This window comes from Streptomyces vulcanius (assembly GCF_042653945.1).
Lineage (GTDB): Bacteria > Actinomycetota > Actinomycetes > Streptomycetales > Streptomycetaceae > Streptomyces > Streptomyces mangrovi.
Window position 1 is genome coordinate 166,953 of the sequence record NZ_JBHSFK010000003.1, and the last position, 19,778, is coordinate 186,730.

Here is a 19,778-nt window from a genome sequence, read left to right on the forward strand (position 1 = left end):
CCTGTGAACCGCGTTTGGATAGGGTCGGCCGTGATGCACAAGACCCTGATCGTGACCAACGACTTTCCGCCTCGGCCCGGTGGGATCCAGGCGTTCCTGCACAACATGGCGCTGCGGCTCGATCCCGACCGGCTCGTCGTGTACGCGTCCACCTGGAAGCGGTCCCGCGAGGGCGTGGCGGCCACCGCCGCCTTCGACGCCGAGCAGCCCTTCACCGTCGTACGGGACCGCACGACCATGCTGCTGCCGACGCCCGGGGCGACCCGGCGGGCCGTGGGGCTGCTGCGGGAGCACGGGTGCGCCTCGGTGTGGTTCGGGGCGGCGGCCCCGCTCGGGCTGATGGCACCCGCGCTGCGGAAGGCCGGCGCCGAGCGGCTGGTGGCGACGACCCACGGGCACGAGGCCGGATGGGCGCAGCTGCCCGCGTCCCGGCAGCTGCTCGGCCGGATCGGGGAGACCACCGACACGATCACCTATCTGGGGGAGTACACGCGTTCGCGGATCGCGCCGGCGCTCAGCCCTGCGGCGGCGGGGCGGATGGTGCAGCTGCCGCCCGGGGTCGACGAGAAGACCTTCCATCCCGGTTCGGGCGGGGACGAGGTGCGGGCCCGGCTCGGGCTGACCGGCCGGCCGGTGGTGGTGTGCGTCTCGCGGCTGGTGCCGCGCAAGGGCCAGGACACGCTGATCCGGGCCATGCCCCGGATTCTGGCCGCCGAGCCGGAGGCGGTGCTGCTGATCGTCGGGGGCGGGCCCTACGGGGCGGATCTGCGCCGGCTGGCGCGGGAGACCGGGGTCGCGGGCTCGGTGCGCTTCACGGGGGCGGTGCCCTGGGGCGAGCTGCCCGCGCACTACGGAGCCGGGGACGTCTTCGCGATGCCCTGCCGGACCCGGCGCGGCGGGCTGGACGTGGAGGGGCTCGGGATCGTCTACCTGGAGGCGTCGGCGACCGGGCTGCCCGTGGTCGCCGGGGACTCGGGCGGGGCGCCGGACGCCGTGCTCGACGGGGAGACGGGCTGGGTCGTCCGCGGCGGCGCCCCCGCCGATGTCGCCGAGCGGATCGTCGTGCTGCTCGGGGACGCCGAGCTGCGCCACCGGATGGGGGAGCGGGGCCGGCGGTGGGTGGAGGAGAGGTGGCGCTGGGATCTCCTCGCGGAGAAGTTGAGAACGTTGCTCTAGGCGTTCGAGAACATTGCTCCAGACTTTTCCCTCTTTCCTCTTCCCGGACGACGGCAATGCGCTGATGCTGCGCATATGACAGCCAAACTGATGCAGCGTCAGCTGACGAGACGTCACATACTTGGTATGGCCGCCCTCCAGACGGCGGCCACTCTCGGTTTCTCCCGGGTGGGCCTGCAGTCCGCCCACGCGGACGAGCCCGTCGCGGTCGAGTCCGCCCCCGCGATCGTCGTCGGCTCCGGCTACGGCGCAGCGGTCGCCGCCCTCCGCCTCGGCCAGGCCGGCATCCGCACCCTCGTCATCGAGATGGGCCGGCTGTGGAACACCGCCGGCGCCGACGGCAAGGTCTTCTGCAACACCGCCAACCCCGACCAGCGCTCCATGTGGTTCAAGACCCGCACCGAGGCGCCGCTGGCCAGCTTCCTGTGGCTGGACGTCGTCAACAAGGACATCAACCCCTACCCCGGCGTCCTGGACCGGGTGCACTTCGCCAACATGTCCGTCTTCGTGGGCCGCGGGGTCGGGGGCGGCTCCCTGGTCAACGGCTCGATGGCGGTCACCCCGCTGCAGTCCTACTTCGCCGAGCAGTTCCCCACCGTCGACACCGCGGAGATGTACAGCACGTACTTCCCGCGCGCCCGCGCCATGCTCGGCGTCAACACGATCGACCCCGCCTGGTTCGAGTCGACCGAGTGGTACCAGTTCAGCCGGGTCTCCCGGAAGCACGCGGCCAACACCGGTCTGAAGACCACCTTCGTGCCCAGCGTCTACGACTTCGGTTACATGCAGCGCGAGGCCGCCGGCACCGCCGTCAAGTCCGCCCTCGGACAGGAGGTCATCTACGGCAACAACTACGGCAAGAAGAGCCTGGACAAGAGTTATCTGGCCGCAGCGCTCGGCACCGGGAACGTCACCATCCACACCATGGAGAAGGTCCGCGGGATCAGCCGGGCGAGCGACGGCAGCTGGCTGCTGACCGCCGACCGCATCGACGCCACCGGCGCGGTCGTCGAGACCAAGCAGTACGGCTGCACCTACCTGTTCCTCGGCGGCGGCAGCCTGGGGACGAGCGAACTCCTGGTGCGGGCCCGGCAGACGGGCACGCTCCCGGCGCTGGACGCGAGCGTGGGGGCCGGCTGGGGACCCAACGGGAACGTGATGCTCGGCCGGGCCAACCACCTGTGGGACACCGTGGGCGCCAACCAGTCGACCATGCCGGTCATGGGCATCGACGACTGGGCCAACACCGACAACCCCGTCTTCGCGGAGATCGCCCCGCTGCCGACCGGCCTCGAACACTGGGTAAGCCTCTATCTGGCCATCACCAAGAACCCGCAGCGCGCCGCGTTCTCGTGGGCCAACGGCGCGCTGAACCTCAACTGGAGCGCCGCACAGAGCTCGGTCTCCTCCGGCATGGCGAAGAAACTCTTCGACCGCATCAACTCCGCGAACACGACGGTCTACCGGTCCGACCTCTTCGGCACCCCCAGCAGGACCTTCGCCGACGACTTCACCTACCACCCGCTCGGCGGCTGTGTGCTGGGGAAGGCCACCGACAACTACGGCCGGGTGAAGGGCTATTCGAAGCTGTACGTCACCGACGGCTCGCTGGTGCCCGGCAACATCGGGGTGAACCCGTTCGTCACCATCACCGCGCTCGCCGAACGCACGATGGCGCGGGTCCTCGCCGAGGACACCGCGCCATGAGACTCCGTCAGAAAGGTGGCTACTTCGCGTAGATCGCCTCGATCTCCGCCGCGTAGTCCTTCGCGACGACGTTGCGCTTGAGCTTCAGCGACGGAGTGAGATGGCCCGAGTCCTCCGTGAACTGGGAGGGGAGAATGCGGAACTTCCGCACCGATTCCGCCTTCGACACCGCGGCGTTGCCGTCGTCGATCGCCGACTGGATCGCGGCCTGCAGGTCCGCGTCATCCCGCAGCGACGCCGCGGTGGAACCCGCGGGCTTGCCGTGCTCGGCGGCCCAACGGCCCAGGAACTCCTCGTCGATGGTGACCAGCGCGCCCACGAACGGCCGCCCGTCGCCCACCACCATGCACTCCGCGACCAGAGCGTGGGCCCGGATCCGGTCCTCGATCACCGCCGGGGCGACGTTCTTGCCGCCCGCCGTGACGATGATCTCCTTCTTGCGGCCGGTGATCCGCAGATAGCCGTCCTCGTCGAGGGTGCCGATGTCACCGGTGTGGAACCAGCCGTCGGCCAGGGCCTCGGCCGTCGCACCCGGGTTGTTCCAGTACTCCTTGAACAGGTGCTCGCCGTGCAGCAGCACCTCGCCGTCGTCCGCGATCCGCACCACCGAGCCCGGCAGCGGCTGCCCGACCGTGCCGATCTTCTGCCGGTCCCACGGGTTGAACGCGGTCGCCGCACAGGACTCCGTCAGGCCGTAGCCCTCCAGGACGGTGAAGCCGATGCCCCGGAAGAAGTGGCCGAGCCGCTCGCCCAGCGGGGCACCGCCGGAGATCGCGTACTCGCCCTTGCCGCCCAGCACCGCGCGCAGCTTGCTGTAGACCAGCCGGTCGAACACCTTGTGCTTGATCTTCAGACCGAGCGGCGGGCCCGACGGCAGCTCCAGCGCCTTGCTGTACGCGATCGCGGTGTCCGCCGCCTTGTCGAAGATCGCGCCCTTGCCGTCCGCCTGCGCCTTGGCCCGCGCCGAGTTGTACACCTTCTCGAAGACCCGCGGCACGCCCAGGATCAGCGTCGGGCGGAAGGAGGCCAGCTCGTCGGTGAGGTTCTTGATGTCCGGGACCATGCCCAGCTTGATCGGCGCCATCATCGGGGCGATCTGCACCAGCCGGCCGAAGACGTGCGCGAGCGGCAGGAACAGCAGCACGCTGCACTCACCGGTGCGGAAGAGCGGACGCAGCCGTTCCACCACGTTCCCGCACTCGGCGAAGAAGCTGCGGTGGGTCAGCACACAGCCCTTGGGCCGGCCGGTCGTGCCCGAGGTGTAGACGATGGTCGCCGGGTCGTCTGCCTTGGCGAGCGAGCCGCGCTCCTCGACGGTCCCGTCGGAGACGTCCTTGCCGAGCCGCCCCAGCTCCTCGACACCGCCGGCGTCGATCTGCCAGACGTGCTTCAGTGTGGGCAGCGTGTCCCGCACCGACTCGACGGCGGCGGCGTGGCCGTCCAGCTCCACGATCACGGCCGTCGCGCCCGAGTCGGAGAGGATCCACTGCACCTGCTCCGGCGAACTGGTCTCGTACACCGGCACGGTCACCGCGCCCGCGCTCCAGATCGCGAAGTCGAGCAGCGTCCACTCGTAGCGGGTGCGCGACATCAGGCCGACCCGGTCGCCCGGCTGGACCCCGGAGGCGATGAGGCCCTTGGCGGCGGCCTCCACCTCGGTCAGGAAGGACTTGGCCGTCACGTCCTGCCATCCGCCGCCCGCCTTACGGGCGATGACGGCGACGTCGGGATGCTGCGCGGCGTTTCTGCGGACGATGTCGGTCAGGTTGCCGTCCGCTGGGACCTCGTACAAAGCCGGAAGGCTGAACTCGCGCAAGACTGCTGCTCCTCATAGGGCGCCGGCGCCACGGTCGTTGAAAACCTGAGCACGACTGGACTGCCCGGACGTTACCCGCCGGTATGGCCTCTTCGACAGGGGGGTCCGACGAGATGTTCGCTGCGTCACACAGATTGGTACACAGATTCATGTTCCTCGCGTACGGTAGTCCACCCCTTTACTGACTGGCCAGTAACCGCTATTTCCGTCGGTACTGTTCACCTTTGCCGCACACGCCTACCCTTGATCGCCATGGCATCCACACCCGCCGGCAACCACAGGACCCGTGTACACGTGGTGAGTGACGTGCACGGCAACGCCCGCGACCTGGCCCGCGCCGGAGAAGGCGCCGACGCGCTGATCTGCCTGGGCGACCTCGTCCTGTTCCTGGACTACGCCGACCACTCCCGCGGGATCTTCCCCGACCTCTTCGGCGAGGAGAACGCCGACCGGCTCGTCGAACTGCGCACCGCCCGCCGCTTCGAGGAGGCCCGCGAACTCGGTGCCCGCCTCTGGGGTGGCGTCGGCGGCGACCGCGCCACGCTCATCGAACAGGCGGTGCGCAAGCAGTACGCCGAGATGTTCGCCGCCTTCCCCACCCCGACATACGCCACCTACGGCAACGTCGACCTGCCGCAGCTCTGGCGCGAGTACGCCGGCGAGGGCACCACCGTCCTCGACGGCGAGCGCGTCGAGATCGGCGGCCGGGTCTTCGGCTTCGTCGGCGGCGGCCTGAAGACCCCCATGCGCACCCCGTTCGAGATCAGCGACGAGGAGTACGCCGCGAAGATCGAGGCCGTCGGCGAGGTCGACGTGCTGTGCACCCACATCCCGCCCGAGGTGCCGGAACTCGTCTACGACACGGTCGCGCGCCGCTTCGAACGCGGCAGCCGGGCGCTGCTGGACGCGATCCGCCGCACGAAGCCCCGCTACTCGCTGTTCGGGCACGTCCACCAGCCGCTGGCCCCGCGGATGCGGATCGGCGCGACCGAGTGCGTGAACGTGGGGCACTTCGCCGGCAGCGGCAGACCGTGGGCGCTGGAGTGGTGAAGTCCGCAGGGTGAGCGCGCGGTAGCCTTCACGCTGCACCCACGTACCTTTACCGGCCCGTATCCGGAGGAGCCACGGCGATGGCGGAACACACCAGCTCGAGCATCACGATCGAGGCGGCACCGGCCGAGGTCATGGCCGTCATCGCGGACTTCGCCCGCTACCCCGACTGGACCGGCGAGGTGAAGCAGGCGGAGGTCCTCAAGAAGGACGACCAGGGCCGCGCCGAGCAGGTCCGCCTGGTCATGGACGCCGGCGCGATCAAGGACGACCAGGTCCTCGGCTACACCTGGGCCGGCGAGCACGAGGTCTCCTGGACCCTGGTCAAGTCCCAGATGCTGCGCCAGCTCGACGGCTCCTACCTCCTCAAGCCGGCCGGCGCGGGCGCGACCGAGGTCACCTACCAGCTGACGGTGGACGTCAAGATCCCCATGCTGGGCATGATCAAGCGCAAGGCGGAGAAGGTCATCATCGACCGGGCGCTGGCAGGCCTGAAGAAGCGGGTGGAGTCCGGCAGCTAGCCTGGTCTCAGGACGGCCGCAGCGTCGGCCGACGGTACGGTTCACCCTCATGCGCACCATCATGATCACCGGCCCCGGCGGCAGCGGTCGTACGACGATCGCCGCGGCCACCGCGCTGGCGGCGGCGAGCGACGGGACAAGGACCCTCGTCCTCGGCGCCGACCGCACCGACAGCCTCGGCGCCGCCCTCGGCGTACCGACCGGGCCCAAGCCCGTGCGGGTCGCGCCCGGCCTCACCGCCTGGCGCCCCGACGCCACCGCCGGATTCCGCGATGACCTCACCGGTTTCCAGGAGCGCGCCACCACCGTCCTCGACCTGCTCGGGGCCTCCCGCCTCGACCCCGAGGAGGTCACCCCCCTCCCCGGCGCCGAGGAACTCACCCTGCTGCGCGCCCTGCGGGACGCCGCCCTCGCCGAGGCGCACGACCTCCTCGTCGTCGACCTCCCGCCCACCCCGCAGGCCCTGGCCCTGCTCGCGCTCCCCGAGGAACTCCGCCGCTACCTGCGCCGCCTCCTCCCCCCGGAACGCCAGGCCGCCCGCGCCCTGCGCCCCGTCCTCGGCCGGCTGGCCGGGGTGCCCATGCCCGCCGAGTGGCTGTACGAGACCACCGCCCGCTGGGACACGGAACTCGCCGCAGTGGAGGCGGTCCTCGCCGACCGGAACACCGCCGTACGGCTGGTCGCCGAACCGGGACCGGCCGGCGCCGACGCCGTCCGGGACGCCCGCCTCGGCCTCGCCCTGCGCGCGCTGCCCGTCGAGTCGCTCGTCGCCAACCGGGTACTGCCCGAGACGGCGGCCGACGACGGCCCGCTCGGCCGGCTCGTCACCCAGCAGCACAAGGCCCTCCAGGAGTGGGGCGCGGTCCGCGCCGTCGCCCACCTGGGACACGACCCGCGCGGCGCCGACGACCTGGCCGCCCTGCACGTCCCCCACGTCAACCCGGGAACCTCCCCGGTCGGGTGGCCCGTCACCGACCGCATCGCCGAGGACGGCGTGCTCGTGTGGAGCCTCCCGCTGCCCGGCGCCATACGGGACGAGCTGGACCTCGTCCGCCGCGGCGACGAACTCGTCCTCACCGCCGGACCCTTCCGCCGGATCGTGCCGCTGCCCTCCGCCCTGCGCCGCTGCACCGTCGAGGGCGCCGCGCTGCGCGAGGGCGAACTGCGGATCCGGTTCGCGCCGGATCCCGGACTCTGGCCGCAGAGCCGGTGAACGGTATACCCCCGTTCGGGTACCGTCATAAGGACGAGCCGTAACAAGGCGTCCGTCCGGAGCCACCAGGAGTCCGCCATGAGCGAAGAGCGTCCCACTCCCGACGCCACCGGGGCAGAGGCCGCCGCCTCCGAGCCCGTCGGATCCCGTACCGCCGACGAGGCGCCCCGCGCGACCGACGCCGACGCCTGGGCCACCGCCTGCGCCGAGGATCTCGCCCGCGAGAAGGCCCGCCGCCGCTCCGCACCGGGCCGGCCCGAGGGCTCGGCCGCCGAGGAGCTGCGCAGACTGGTCGACGCCGTCGCCGACAAGCTCACCGGCATCCAGTCCCCGCTGCTCGGCGCGGTCGCCGGAACCGCCGCCCAGCAGATGGTCCGGCAGGTCGTCCAGCAGGCCAAGGCCGCCGTCGAGCCGGTCATCGAGCGCAACCCCGACGTCTTCGACCACCTCGCGGCGGCCGGCGGCGAACTCCTCGCCGCCTACCGCTCCGCCGTCCAGCACCAGGAACAGCGCTGGACGACCGGCGAGAAGCCCCCGCACGACCCCCGCGAGGCGGGCGACCCGGGAGACGAGGGCACGGGCCCGGGCCAGCGGATCGACCTCGACTGAGCGCCCGCCCACCGGGCGAAGTACGGGAATTCCACGGCAGGGCCTCGGGTACCGTTGGCCGTAGCGGGGCTCGACCGGAACTGAGGGATTCATGGGACTCACCATCGGCGTCGACATCGGCGGCACGAAGATCGCGGCCGGCGTGGTCGACGAGGAAGGCAACATCCTCTCGACCTTCAAGGTGCCGACCCCCACCACGCCCGAGGCCATCGTGGACGCCATCGCCTCGGCGGTGGACGGCGCCCGCGCGGGCCACGAGATCGTCGGCGTGGGCATCGGGGCGGCCGGATACGTCAACCGGCAGCGTTCCACGGTCTACTTCGCGCCCAACATCGACTGGCGCCAGGAACCGCTGAAGGAGAAGGTCGAGGCCCGCGTGGGCCTCCCCGTCGTCGTGGAGAACGACGCCAACGCCGCGGCCTGGGGCGAGTACAGGTTCGGCGCCGGCAAGGGCCACCGCAACGTCATCTGCATCACGCTCGGCACCGGCCTCGGCGGCGGCATCATCATCGGCAACAAGCTGCGCCGCGGCCACTTCGGCGTCGCCGCCGAGTTCGGCCACATCCGCATGGTCCCGGACGGCCTGCTGTGCGGCTGCGGCTCGCAGGGCTGCTGGGAGCAGTACGCCTCCGGCCGCGCCCTGGTCCGCTACGCCAAGCAGCGCGCCAACGCCACTCCCGAGCGGGCCGAGGTGCTCCTCGCCCTCGGCGACGGCAGCCCCGACGGCATCGAGGGCAAGCACATCTCCATGGCCGCCCGCCAGGGCGACCCGGTCGCCGTCGACTCCTACCGCGAACTCGCCCGCTGGGCCGGCGCGGGCCTCGCCGACCTCGCCTCCCTCTTCGACCCGTCCGCCTTCATCGTCGGCGGCGGTCTCTCCGACGAGGGCGACCTGGTCCTCGACCCCATCCGCAAGTCCTACAAGCGCTGGCTGGTGGGCGGCAACTGGCGCCCGGTCGCCGACGTCATCGCCGCCCAACTGGGCAACGAGGCGGGCCTGGTGGGCGCGGCGGACCTGGCGAGAGAACCCGACCCGATCATGTGACATTCGCTTTCAGGGCAGCGCACTGTGCCCACCCAGGGGCGCGGGGAACTGCGCGACCAACCACGACGGACGGTCAGCCGCGTACAAACCTCGCGCCCCTCCCCAATAGGCGTAAATTGATCACATGGCGTTCATCCCCAACTCCGCCACAGAGCCCGACGGTTCAGCCGTCATCCGCGTCCTCACCTACAACATCCGCTCCATGCGAGACGACACCACCGCCCTCGCCCGCGTCATCACTGCCTGCGCCCCCGACCTGGTCCTCCTCCAGGAATCCCCCCTCTTCTTCCGCTGGCGCAAGAAGCTCGCCCGCCTCGCCGCAGCCACCGGCCAGGTGATCCTCACCGGCGGCGCCACCGCGGCCGGCCCCGCGATCCTCTGCACGCTACGGGCCACCGTCGAGCGCACCGAGGACGTCCTCCTGCCCCTCACCCCCGGCCACCACCGGCGAGGCTTCGCGACGGCCGTCGTCCGCTTCGGGGGCGCCCGGCTCGGCGTGCTCAGCTGTCACCTCAGCCTGGACAGGAGCGAGCGCCTCGAACAGAGCGGGATGCTCCTCGACCGCCTCGCCGGAATGGGCGTGGAGCACGCCGTCGCGGGCGGAGACATCAACGAGCGCCCCGACGGCCCCGCCTTCACCCGCCTCGCCGCCACCCTCCAGGACTGCCGCACGACCGCGCCCTGGGCCGCCGAGCACACCTTCCCCGCCACCGCTCCGAACCGCCGGATCGACGGCGTCTTCGCGACGAAGGGCGTGGAGGTCCTGGGCTGCGGAGTGCCCCACGGCCTCCCGGGCATCACCGAGAACGACCTGAGAACGGCCACGGACCATCTGCCCGTCCTGGCCGCCCTCAGAATCCCCGCTTCACCGGTCTCCTAGACCACTGCTCCCCGCCCGGGGTTCTCGTCGTCCTCGTCGTCCGGCCGCATCCGTATCACCAGCGTGGCGAAGCCGCCGAGGAAGCCGCCGACGCAGACCGTCGTCAGCCACCACGTCATGTCCCAGCCGAGCAGCACCGCCAGCAGAAGCAGGATCGGCCCGCCGATCACCCCGAGCCAGGCGAACTTGGCCGTGGTGTCGGCGGCGGGCAGCGGCGGCGGCTCCGGCGGGACGAAGTGGCCCTCGTCGTCCTCGTCGAAGTCCTCCTCGGCGGGCTCCGGCGCCGAGTAGTCGCGCGGGCCGACCCCCGGCGCGAAGGAGATGGAGCCACCCAGAGGCTTGGCCGGTTTCGGCTCCTCCTCGTCGCGCGAGTCGTCGCCCTCCTTCACGGACTCAGCCGGCTCGGCCGAGCCCACGGCGTCGTTGGCCTCGGGCTCCAGCAGCGCCAGATCCTCGATCGACTTGAACGGCTTGGCCCCCGGCGGGTCCGCCGGCTCCTCGCCGTAGCCCGCGACGATCGCCGCCCACGCGGCCTCCTCGTCGAAGGGCACACTCTGCTCCTCCGGCTCCTGGTCCCGACGGGCGCCGAGGCCCTCCAGGCCCTCCGGGCCGTCCCGCTCCTCCCGGTTCTCCCGGTCCTCGCGGTCGGAGTCGTGCTCAGCCACCTACGGCCGTCCCTTCCTTGCCGACACTGGGCGCGATCCGGGCGATGAACGCGTAGCTCTCCTCGAAGATCCGGTCCGCATCGTGGTCCAACGTTGCCACGTGGTAGCTCTGTTCCAGCAGGATCTCGGTCACGTCCGCCGAGGACACCCGGCCCAGGATCCGGGCCGAGTCGGCCGGCGGCACGACATGGTCCTGCTCGCTGTGCAGAAGCAGCAGCGGCTGGGTGACCTGGGGCAGTTCGCCGTCGACCTGCCGGAAGAAGTTCCGCAGGGAGTGCGCCGAGTGCAGCGGCACCCGGTCGTACCCGATCTCCTCGACGCCCTCCTTGGCGATGTCGCTCGTGATCCCCTTCGTGGACCGCACGAGATGACGGGCCACCGGAAGTGCGTACGCGGCCAGGCCGTGCACCTTGTTCGCGGGGTTGACGACGATCACGCCCTCGACATCCGCGCCGTGCTTCGCGGCCAGCCGCAGCGCCAGCGCGCCGCCCATGGACAGCCCGGCCACGAACACCGTCGCGCACCTCTCGCGCAGGGCGCGCAGCTCGCGGTCCACCTCCGCGTACCAGTCGGGCCAGCCGGTGAGGGCCATGTCCTCCCAGCGTGTGCCGTGCCCGGGCAGCAGCGGCAGGGAGACGGTCAGGCCCCGCCCGGACAGATACCGGGCCCAGGGGCGAAGCGACTGCGGGGAACCGGTGAAGCCGTGGCAGAGGAGGACTCCGACCTCCCCGCCCTCGCGGCGGTACGGCTCGGCTCCAGGAAGGACCGGCACCTTCGGTCTCCTGTCTTCGTCTGTTCTACAGGGATCGTCTACAAGGATCGGCAAAGGGATCTGCAAGGGAGATACGTGTGGTTCACGACGTGTGGTTCACGGTACGCGACCCCACTGACACCGACCAGGGCCGTCGGAGCCTTTGCCGCCACAGCGGGTTAAGGTCTGAGGCACACATACAGGAGGCACTCGGTTGTTGTACGGCGCGATGAAGGTTGCTGTCGGGGGACCGCTCAAGGTCACCTTCAGGCCGTGGGTGGAGGGCCTGGAGCACATCCCCGCCGAGGGCCCCGCGATCCTGGCGAGCAACCACCTGTCCTTCTCGGACTCGTTCTTCCTGCCCGCGGTCCTGGACCGCAAGGTCACCTTCATCGCGAAGGCCGAGTACTTCACCACGCCCGGCCTGAAGGGCCGGCTGACGGCGGCCTTCTTCAAGGGCGTCGGCCAGCTCCCGGTGGACCGCTCCGGCGCGCGCGGCGCCGGCGAGGCCGCGATCAGGAGCGGGATAGAGGTCCTGGAGCGCGGCGAGCTGTTCGGGATCTACCCGGAGGGCACCCGCTCGCCCGACGGCCGCCTCTACCGCGGCAAACCTGGCGGCCTCGCGCGCGTGGCGCTCGCCACCGGCGCGCCCGTCATCCCGGTCGCCATGATCGACACGGAGAAGATCCAGCCGCCCGGGAAGGTCCTCCCGAAGGTGATGCGGCCCGGCATCCGCATCGGCAGACCGCTGGAGTTCGCCCGCTACCAGGGCATGGACCACGACCGCTTCGTCCTGCGCGCGCTGACCGACGAGGTCATGTACGAGATCATGAAGCTCTCCGGCCAGGAGTACGTCGACATCTACGCGGCCGCGGCCAAGCGGCAGATCGCGGAGGCGGCGAAGGCCGCGAAGGCCGCGAAGGAACAGACGAAGAACGAAAAAGAGCAGTAGACGGCGCGCCGGGGGGCGGGCGGACGGGCGGGGGGACGGTAGGGATGGCCAGGCGCGAGAGAGTCATGCGGATGTCGGTCGAGCTGCCGCTGTGGCGCGCGCTCACCGCCTACCGGGTCCTGACGATGCTGTACGCGGTCGGCCTGTTCGCCTCCGCCTACGACGACTACGACCGCCCCGGCATCGCCATCGCCTACTACGTGGTCCTGTTCGTGTGGACCCTGGCCACCCTGCCCCGGGTGCAGAACGCGGCCGCCTGCACCAAGCGCTTCCTCACCGTCGACCTCGCGGTCGCGCTCACCGGCATCGTCCTGACCCCGCTGGTCGTCACCCAGCAGCACATCGACCGCGGCGGACCCACCCTGCCGTCGATATGGACGGCAGGATCGGTCCTCGCCTTCGCCATCAAGGGCGGCTGGCGCTGGGCCGCCTTCGCCTCCACGCCGGTCGCCGCCGCCAACCTGATCGAGCGCGGCCACCCGGCCCGCGACACCGTCCACAACGTGATCCTCGTCTGGGTCGCCTCCATCGCCATCGGATACGTCGTCCAGGTCGCCCGCGCCTCCGAGCGCACCCTCGCCCGCGCCCTGGAGATCGAGGCCGCGACCAGGGAACGTGAGCGGCTCGCCCGGGACATCCACGACGGTGTGCTCCAGGTGCTGGCCATGGTGCAGCGGCGCGGCGTGGTCATCGGCGGCGAGGCGGCCGAGCTGGGCCGGATGGCCGGCGAGCAGGAGATCGCGCTGCGCACCCTGGTCTCCGGCGGCCTGGTCCCGGTCTCCCGGGTGTCGGAGGACGAGGCCGAGGGGGCCGTCGTACGCGTGGTGGACGAGGACACCGGCGAGCGCGACGCCCCCGCCGACCTGCGTGCCCTGCTCGCCCCGTACGCCGCCGCCCGGGTCGCCCTCGCCGAGCCCGGCGCGCCGGTGCTGCTGCCCCCGCCCGCCGCACGGGAGCTGGCCGCCGCCGTCGGCGCCGCGCTGGACAACGTGCACAGGCACGCCGGGGACGACGCCCGCGCCTGGATCCTGGTCGAGGACGAGCCCGACGCGGTCATCGTCACCGTACGGGACGACGGGCCCGGCATCCCGGACGGGCGGCTCGTGCAGGCCGAGGGCGAGGGGCGGCTCGGGGTCGCCCAGTCGATCCGCGGCCGGCTGCGCGACCTCGGCGGACGCGCCGAGCTGATCTCGACGCCCGGACAGGGCACCGAAGTGGAGTTGACCGTGCCGAAGGCCGCACCGGGGAAGGACAGCAGTCGATGAGCATCAAGGTCATGGTGGTCGACGACCATCCGATGTGGCGGGACGCGGTCGCCCGGGACCTCGCCGAGTCCGGCTACGACGTGGTGGCCACGGCGAGCGACGGCGAACAGGCCGTGCGGCGGGCCAGGGCCACCATGCCCGACGTGCTGGTCCTGGACCTCAACCTGCCGGCCAAGCCCGGGGTGCAGGTGTGCAAGGAGGTCGTCGCCGACAACCCGGCGCTGCGCGTCCTGGTGCTGTCCGCGAGCGGCGAGCACGCCGACGTGCTGGAGGCGGTGAAGTCCGGCGCGACCGGCTATCTGCTGAAGTCGGCGTCCACCGAGGAACTCCTAGACGCGGTGCGCCGTACCGCCGTAGGCGACCCGGTGTTCACCCCGGGCCTCGCCGGACTGGTCCTCGGCGAGTACCGGCGCCTCGCCTCCGACCCGGGCCCCGCGTCCGGCACCGACGAGCCGGCCACGCCGCGCCTGACCGACCGCGAGACCGAGGTGCTGCGGCTGGTCGCCAAGGGTCTGAGCTACAAGCAGATCGCCGAACGCCTCGTCATCTCCCACCGCACGGTCCAGAACCACGTCCAGAACACCCTCGGCAAGCTCCAGTTGCACAACAGGGTGGAACTCGTCCGGTACGCGATCGAGCGGGGCCTCGACGACGAGTGAGGCGCGCGCGACACTGACACTGCGTCAGCCAACCGCAGTGAAGGGACACTTCCATGCGCGTCGGAGTACTGACCGGGGGCGGGGACTGCCCGGGTCTCAACGCCGTAATCAGGGCCGTCGTCCGCAAGGGCGTCCAGGAGTACGGCCATGAGTTCACCGGCTTCCGGGACGGCTGGCGGGGTCTCCTCGACGGGCGGTCGGTCCGCCTCGACATCCCGGCCGTGCGCGGCATCCTGCCCCGGGGCGGCACCATCCTCGGCTCCTCGCGGACCAACCCGCTGAAGGAGGAGGACGGCGTCGCCCGCATCAGGCAGACCCTGGCCGAGCAGCGGATCGAGGCGCTGATCACGATCGGTGGCGAGGACACCCTCGGCGTCGCCGCCCGGCTCTGTGCCGACCACGCCGTCCGCTGCGTCGGCGTCCCCAAGACGATCGACAACGACCTCTCCGCCACCGACTACACCTTCGGCTTCGACACCGCTGTCAACATCGCCACCGAGGCCATCGACCGGCTGCACACCACCGCCGAGTCCCATATGCGCGTCCTTGTCGTCGAGGTGATGGGCCGCCACGCAGGCTGGATCGCCCTGCACTCCGGCCTGGCCGGCGGCGCCAACGTCATCCTCATCCCGGAACAGCGCTTCGACGTCGACCAGGTCTGCGCCTGGGTGAACTCCCGCTTCCGCGCCTCCTACGCGCCGATCGTGGTCGTCGCCGAGGGCGCGATGCCCAAGGACGGCGACCTGGTCCTCAAGGACGGCTCGCTGGACTCCTTCGGACACGTCCGGCTGTCCGGCGTAGGCGAGTGGCTCAGCAAGGAGATCGAACGGCGCACCGGCAACGAGGCCCGCACCACCGTCCTCGGGCACGTCCAGCGCGGCGGCACCCCCAGCGCCTTCGACCGCTGGCTCGCCACCCGGTTCGGCCTGCACGCCGTCGACGCCGTCCACGAGGGCGACTTCGGCACGATGGTCGCCCTGCGCGGCACGGACATCGTCCGCGTACCGCTCGCGCAGGCCACGGCCCGCCTGAAGACCGTGAACCCGGAGCTGTACGCGGAGGTCGGCGTCTTCTTCGGCTAGGCCCCTTCCCGGCCCACCGGCCGCAGCGCCCCCATCAGCTCCCGCACGATCACCGCCCCGTTCAGCGTCAGCACCGACTCCGGATGGAACTGCACCCCGGCGAACCCGGGCGCGCGTACCGCGTGCACCTCACCGTTCGCGGCCCGGCTCACCTCGATGCCGTGCGCGGACAGCTCGGCCGCGGTCTCGTCGTCGCAGCGCGCCACGAAGCTGTTGTAGAACCCGACCGTCTCCGCCCGCCCGAACAGGTCCACGGCCGTCTGCGCCCCCTGGTACGGCACCTCCTTCCGTACGATGTCCAGCCCCAGCTCGGCCGCGACCAGCTCGTGCCCGAGGCAGACGCCGAGGACCCCGTGCCGGTGCTCGCGCAGCACCCGGGCGGTGAGGTCCCGCAGGAACCGCATCTTCGGGTCGGTGAGGTCGGACGGGTCACCGGGGCCGGGGCCCAGCACCACCGGTCCCTCGTGTGCGAGCACGGCGTCCCGCAGCCCGGGCTCGTCGTAGCGCCGGACGGTGACGTCGAGACCGCCGGACCGCAGCACATGCGCGAGCATCGCCGTGAAGGTGTCCTCGCCGTCCACGACCAGCGCGTGCCCGGCGAGCTCCTCGGTCCGCTCCTGCATCCGCAGCCAGAACGGCGCGAGCGAGGCCCGCCGGCCGTCCAGCGCGGCCCGCACCCGCGGATCGTCGGCGAGCCGCGGCCGTACCGCCTCCGCGCGCGGCCGGGACGGACGTACTCCCAGAGCGGCCAGCACCCCCGCCGCCTTCGCGTGTGTCTCCGCGACCTCGCCCGCCGGGTCCGAGCCCCGGACGAGCGTGGCGCCGACCGGCACCCGCAGGTGACCTTGGGAGGAGATGTCGGCGGTCCGGATGAGGATGGGGGAGTCCAGGGTCTGCGCCCCGCCCGAGTCCCGGCCCAGCAGGGCAAGCGCGCCCGCGTAGTAGCCACGGCCCCCGGGCTCGTACCGCTCGATGACCCGGCAGGCGTTCTGCACCGGCGAGCCCGTGACGGTCGCCGCGAACATGGTCTCCCTGAGCACCTCGCGCACGTCCAGCGAGGACTTGCCCCGCAGCTCGTACTCGGTGTGCGCGAGGTGGGCCATCTCCTTCAGCCGCGGCCCGATCACCACCCCGCCCATGTCGCCGACCGTGCACATCATCTTGAGCTCCTCGTCGACGACCATCGACAGCTCCTCGATCTCCTTGCCGTCCGCGAGGAACCCCAGCAGCTGCTCGGGTGTCGGCCCCTCGGCCGGATAGCGGTACGTGCCGCTGATCGGGTTCATGACGACCGTGCCGCCGGACATCCGGACGTGCACCTCCGGACTGGCGCCGACCAGCGTCCGCTCCCCGGTGTGCACGACGAACGTCCAGTACGCGCCCCGCTCGCCCTCGAGGAGCCGCCGGAACAGCGCGAGCGCGTCGGCCCTGCCGAATCCGGCGATCTCACCCTCGTACGTCCGCCGGATCACGAAGTTCGCGCCCTCGCCCCGCCCGATCTCGTCCCGCAGCACCCGCCCGACGATCTCGCCGTACTCCTCGTCCCCGACGTCGAAGCCGCCGGCCCGGACGCGGACCTCATGGGTGGGGAGCTGGGCGAGGGCCGCTTCCAGCGTCAGTGTGTGGATCTCCTCGGGCCTCAGGACCGCCAGCGGGGTGCCGTCGTCACGGACGTCGAAGCCGCGCTCGCGGATCTGCCGGAACGGGACGAGCGCGAGGCCCTCGTCGGGGAGGTCGGCGAGCCGGTCGTAGGAGGTGACCGGGCCGAGGAACACCTCCACGGTGTTCTCGTCGTGGCCCGGGGTGCGGCGGCGCAGCAGGGCGAAGGGGCGTTCGTCGTGCACCAGCTGTGTCAGGTCCATGGTTCCTCTGTCGTCGATGTCATCGATGTCGTCGATGCGAGTGAGGAACGGACCCCGGAAACGCCGAAGGCCGCCCCTCGGGCGGCCTTCGCGAAGTCTTGCGTACGCGCAGTCAGTGGGCCGCCGGATGAGCGGTCCACCACCAGTTCTGGGTCGAGTGCGCGAACATGGCAGGCACCCTACCCCATGCCCACCTGAGCGGGGGCGTGTCTCACCTGTCGAACCGGGGGAAAACGACGCGACACGACCCCGTAATGTTGGGGGGGTGACCGTGAACGCTAAGACCGGCCCGAGCGCCGGCAACACCTGGCGAGATCTGCCCGCGGCGCAGCAGCCCGAGTACCCCGACCCCGAGGCTCTGCGCGCAGTCGTTGCGGAGCTGGAGTCGTATCCGCCGCTCGTCTTCGCGGGCGAGTGCGACCAGCTGCGCGCCCGGATGGCGGCCGTCGCCAAGGGAGAGGCGTTCCTTCTCCAGGGCGGAGACTGCGCCGAGGCCTTCGACGCGGTGTCGGCCGACCACATCCGCAACAAGCTGAAGACGCTGCTCCAGATGGGCGCCGTGCTGACGTACGCGGCGTCGGTGCCTGTGGTGAAGGTCGGGCGGATCGCCGGCCAGTACTCCAAGCCGCGTTCGAAGCCGACCGAGACCCGTGACGGCGTGACGCTGCCGACCTACCGCGGCGACTCCGTCAACGGCTTCGACTTCACCGAGGCCGCCCGGATCCCGGACCCCGAGCGACTGAAGCGGATGTACCACGCCTCCGCGTCCACGCTGAACCTGGTGCGCGCCTTCACCACCGGCGGCTACGCGGACCTGCGTCAGGTCCATGCCTGGAACCAGGACTTCGTGCGGTCCTCCCCGTCGGGTCAGCGCTACGAGCAGCTGGCGCGGGAGATCGACAACGCGCTGAACTTCATGCGGGCCTGCGGGACCGACCCGGAGGAGTTCAAGACGGTCGAGTTCTTCTCCTCGCACGAGGGGCTGCTGCTGGACTACGAGTCGGCGCTGACCAGGGTCGATTCGCGCACCGGGAAGCTGTACGACGTCTCCGGGCACATGGTGTGGATCGGTGAGCGCACCCGTCAGCTGGACGGCGCGCACATCGAGTTCGCCTCGCGGATCAGCAACCCGATCGGCATCAAGCTCGGCCCGTCGACGACGGCCGAGGAGGCGCTGCGCTACATCGAGCGCCTCGACCCGGACCGTGAGCCCGGCCGGCTGACCTTCATCGTCCGCATGGGCGCCGACAAGGTCCGCGACAAGCTGCCGGAGCTGGTGGAGAAGGTCTCCGCGTCGGGTGCGACCGTGGCCTGGGTGACCGACCCGATGCACGGCAACACCTTCGAGGCGGCCTCCGGCCACAAGACGCGCCGCTTCGACGACGTGCTCGACGAGGTCAAGGGCTTCTTCGAGGTCCACAAGGGCCTCGGCACCCACCCGGGCGGCATCCACGTCGAGCTCACCGGTGACGATGTCACCGAGTGCGTGGGCGGCGGCGACGAGATCTTCGTCGACGACCTCCACCAGCGCTACGAGACGGCCTGCGACCCCCGTCTCAACCGCAGCCAGTCCCTGGACCTGGCCTTCCTCGTCGCGGAGATGTACCGCGACCAGTAACCATCGATGACCGTCAGTAATTTCGGGTAATGGCTCTGGGGCGCGGATCACATACGATCCGCGCCCCGTTCCACTTTTGCGGTCTCTGAGCGCCGGGTAAGGTTAGGTTAGCCTTATTGATCTCGGCAGGAGGTGAGTCCGCGTGTACGTCTGCAGCTGCTTCGGTGTGACCGAGGCGCAGGTCCAGCAGCACGCGGAGAACGGCGCCTGCACGCCCCGCCAGATCGCCTCCGCCTGCAAGGCCGGCACGGACTGCGGTTCGTGCGTCCGTCGCATCCAGGCGATCCTCGGCCGGGGCGCCTGTCAGCGCCGCGACCTGACCGAGGTCCAGCCGGCTCTCTCCGACCTGGAAGAAGCGGCCTGACGGCCTGACTCAGCTCTCGGGCTGCTCGATCAGCTGCGCGATGTAGAGGGCCTCACCGAGCTTCTCCACCAGCTCCAGCTGGGTGTCGAGGTAGTCGATGTGGTGCTCCTCGTCCTCGAGGATCGACTCGAAGATGTTCGCGGAGGTGATGTCGCCCTTCTCGCGCATCACCTTGATGCCCCGCCGCAGGCGGTCGATCGCCTCGACCTCGACCTGGCGGTCCGCCTCGAACATCTCCTTGACGGTCTGGCCCACGCGCACATGGAAGAGCCGCTGGTAGTTGGGCAGCCCTTCCAGGAACAGGATGCGGTCGGTGAGCACCTCCGCGTGCTTCATCTCGTCGAAGGACTCGTGGCGCGTGTACTTCGCGAGCTTCGTCCAGCCGAAGTTCTCCTGCATCTTGGCGTGCAGGAAGTACTGGTTGATCGCGGTGAGCTCGCCGGTGAGCTGCTCGTTGAGGAACTCGATGACCTCGGGGTCGCCCTGCATCGCAGAGGCTCCTTCCACCTGGGGGGTCGGGGAGGTTCGGGGGGAGGTTTCCGC

Annotated in this window: 20 protein-coding genes; 14 read left to right on the plus strand and 6 right to left on the minus strand. The window is 71.0% G+C overall.

Annotated features, from left to right (window positions below):
- The first annotated feature begins 33 nt into the window (after window positions 1-33).
- Together ACFPIH_RS05490 and ACFPIH_RS05495 are read left to right on the plus strand one after the other, a co-directional pair.
- Window positions 34-1,176, plus strand: a complete 1,143-nt coding sequence (locus ACFPIH_RS05490) for a glycosyltransferase family 4 protein (protein ID WP_381175467.1) — start codon at window positions 34-36, stop codon at window positions 1,174-1,176.
- A gap of 90 nt (window positions 1,177-1,266) precedes the next feature.
- On the plus strand, window positions 1,267-2,883 hold the full coding sequence (locus tag ACFPIH_RS05495; RefSeq protein WP_465270365.1) for a GMC oxidoreductase: 1,617 nt from the start codon (window positions 1,267-1,269) through the stop codon (window positions 2,881-2,883).
- Between the two features lie 19 nt (window positions 2,884-2,902).
- Here ACFPIH_RS05495 and ACFPIH_RS05500 read toward each other — a convergent pair whose 3' ends face one another.
- On the minus strand, window positions 2,903-4,699 hold the full coding sequence (locus ACFPIH_RS05500; protein WP_381175463.1) for an AMP-dependent synthetase/ligase: 1,797 nt from the start codon (window positions 4,697-4,699) through the stop codon (window positions 2,903-2,905).
- A 294-nt stretch (window positions 4,700-4,993) separates the two neighbouring features.
- Between ACFPIH_RS05500 and ACFPIH_RS05505 the strand changes: the two genes are divergently transcribed.
- The 6 genes from ACFPIH_RS05505 (at window position 4,994) to ACFPIH_RS05530 (ending at window position 10,017) form a co-directional block, all read left to right on the plus strand.
- Window positions 4,994-5,749 carry a metallophosphoesterase family protein gene (locus tag ACFPIH_RS05505; RefSeq protein WP_381175577.1) on the plus strand — a complete coding sequence of 252 codons (756 nt, stop codon included), beginning with the start codon at window positions 4,994-4,996 and terminating at the stop codon, window positions 5,747-5,749.
- 80 nt (window positions 5,750-5,829) lie between these two features.
- Entirely contained in the window at window positions 5,830-6,270 is a 441-nt protein-coding gene (locus tag ACFPIH_RS05510; protein ID WP_381175461.1) for an SRPBCC family protein, read from the plus strand.
- Between the two features lie 49 nt (window positions 6,271-6,319).
- Complete coding sequence (locus tag ACFPIH_RS05515; protein ID WP_381175459.1) at window positions 6,320-7,483, plus strand: ArsA family ATPase; 1,164 nt, start codon at window positions 6,320-6,322, stop codon at window positions 7,481-7,483.
- A gap of 78 nt (window positions 7,484-7,561) precedes the next feature.
- On the plus strand, window positions 7,562-8,092 hold the full coding sequence (locus tag ACFPIH_RS05520; protein WP_381175457.1) for a DUF5304 domain-containing protein: 531 nt from the start codon (window positions 7,562-7,564) through the stop codon (window positions 8,090-8,092).
- Between the two features lie 91 nt (window positions 8,093-8,183).
- Window positions 8,184-9,137 carry an ROK family glucokinase gene (locus ACFPIH_RS05525; protein ID WP_381175455.1) on the plus strand — a complete coding sequence of 318 codons (954 nt, stop codon included), beginning with the start codon at window positions 8,184-8,186 and terminating at the stop codon, window positions 9,135-9,137.
- A 124-nt stretch (window positions 9,138-9,261) separates the two neighbouring features.
- Window positions 9,262-10,017: an endonuclease/exonuclease/phosphatase family protein gene (locus tag ACFPIH_RS05530; RefSeq protein ID WP_381175453.1), complete on the plus strand. Its 756-nt coding sequence runs from the start codon at window positions 9,262-9,264 to the stop codon at window positions 10,015-10,017.
- On the opposite strand, the gene ACFPIH_RS05535 is transcribed toward ACFPIH_RS05530, so the two are convergent.
- Both ACFPIH_RS05535 and ACFPIH_RS05540 read right to left on the minus strand, forming a co-directional pair.
- The gene (locus ACFPIH_RS05535; protein ID WP_381175451.1) at window positions 10,014-10,682 is read right to left on the minus strand and encodes a hypothetical protein; all 669 of its coding nucleotides are present in this window, start codon (window positions 10,680-10,682) and stop codon (window positions 10,014-10,016) included. The genes ACFPIH_RS05530 and ACFPIH_RS05535 overlap by 4 nt on opposite strands.
- Window positions 10,675-11,454 carry an alpha/beta hydrolase gene (locus tag ACFPIH_RS05540; protein ID WP_381175449.1) on the minus strand — a complete coding sequence of 260 codons (780 nt, stop codon included), beginning with the start codon at window positions 11,452-11,454 and terminating at the stop codon, window positions 10,675-10,677. Before ACFPIH_RS05540 ends, ACFPIH_RS05535 begins: the two co-directional genes overlap by 8 nt.
- 193 nt (window positions 11,455-11,647) lie before the next feature.
- Here ACFPIH_RS05540 and ACFPIH_RS05545 point away from each other — a divergent pair, with 193 nt between their 5' ends.
- From ACFPIH_RS05545 to ACFPIH_RS05560, 4 genes are read left to right on the plus strand one after another with little or no spacing between them, the layout of a single operon-like run.
- A complete protein-coding gene (locus ACFPIH_RS05545; RefSeq protein ID WP_381175447.1) occupies window positions 11,648-12,385 on the plus strand; it encodes a lysophospholipid acyltransferase family protein in 738 nt (245 codons plus the stop codon).
- Window positions 12,386-12,429: 44 nt separating this feature from the next.
- Entirely contained in the window at window positions 12,430-13,650 is a 1,221-nt protein-coding gene (gene macS, locus ACFPIH_RS05550) for a MacS family sensor histidine kinase (RefSeq protein ID WP_381175445.1), read from the plus strand.
- Window positions 13,647-14,309, plus strand: a complete 663-nt coding sequence (locus ACFPIH_RS05555) for a response regulator (protein ID WP_381175443.1) — start codon at window positions 13,647-13,649, stop codon at window positions 14,307-14,309. The genes macS and ACFPIH_RS05555 overlap by 4 nt, the downstream gene beginning before the upstream one ends.
- A gap of 53 nt (window positions 14,310-14,362) precedes the next feature.
- Window positions 14,363-15,391 carry a 6-phosphofructokinase gene (locus tag ACFPIH_RS05560; RefSeq protein WP_381175440.1) on the plus strand — a complete coding sequence of 343 codons (1,029 nt, stop codon included), beginning with the start codon at window positions 14,363-14,365 and terminating at the stop codon, window positions 15,389-15,391.
- Here the strand turns inward: ACFPIH_RS05560 and ACFPIH_RS05565 are convergent.
- Window positions 15,388-17,253, minus strand: a complete 1,866-nt coding sequence (locus tag ACFPIH_RS05565; protein WP_381175438.1) for an anthranilate synthase family protein — start codon at window positions 17,251-17,253, stop codon at window positions 15,388-15,390. The genes ACFPIH_RS05560 and ACFPIH_RS05565 overlap by 4 nt on opposite strands.
- Before the next feature lie 112 nt (window positions 17,254-17,365).
- Window positions 17,366-17,422 (minus strand): trp operon leader peptide, encoded by a 57-nt coding sequence (locus tag ACFPIH_RS05570; protein WP_071528813.1) that lies wholly within the window; start codon window positions 17,420-17,422, stop codon window positions 17,366-17,368.
- 96 nt (window positions 17,423-17,518) lie between these two features.
- Between ACFPIH_RS05570 and ACFPIH_RS05575 the strand changes: the two genes are divergently transcribed.
- Together ACFPIH_RS05575 and ACFPIH_RS05580 are read left to right on the plus strand one after the other, a co-directional pair.
- Window positions 17,519-18,871 carry a class II 3-deoxy-7-phosphoheptulonate synthase gene (locus ACFPIH_RS05575; protein WP_381175436.1) on the plus strand — a complete coding sequence of 451 codons (1,353 nt, stop codon included), beginning with the start codon at window positions 17,519-17,521 and terminating at the stop codon, window positions 18,869-18,871.
- A gap of 142 nt (window positions 18,872-19,013) precedes the next feature.
- Window positions 19,014-19,235: a (2Fe-2S)-binding protein gene (locus tag ACFPIH_RS05580; RefSeq protein WP_381175434.1), complete on the plus strand. Its 222-nt coding sequence runs from the start codon at window positions 19,014-19,016 to the stop codon at window positions 19,233-19,235.
- Between the two features lie 9 nt (window positions 19,236-19,244).
- On the opposite strand, the gene bfr is transcribed toward ACFPIH_RS05580, so the two are convergent.
- Entirely contained in the window at window positions 19,245-19,724 is a 480-nt protein-coding gene (gene bfr, locus ACFPIH_RS05585; RefSeq protein WP_046590908.1) for a bacterioferritin, read from the minus strand.
- Between the last annotated feature and the right edge of the window lie 54 nt (window positions 19,725-19,778).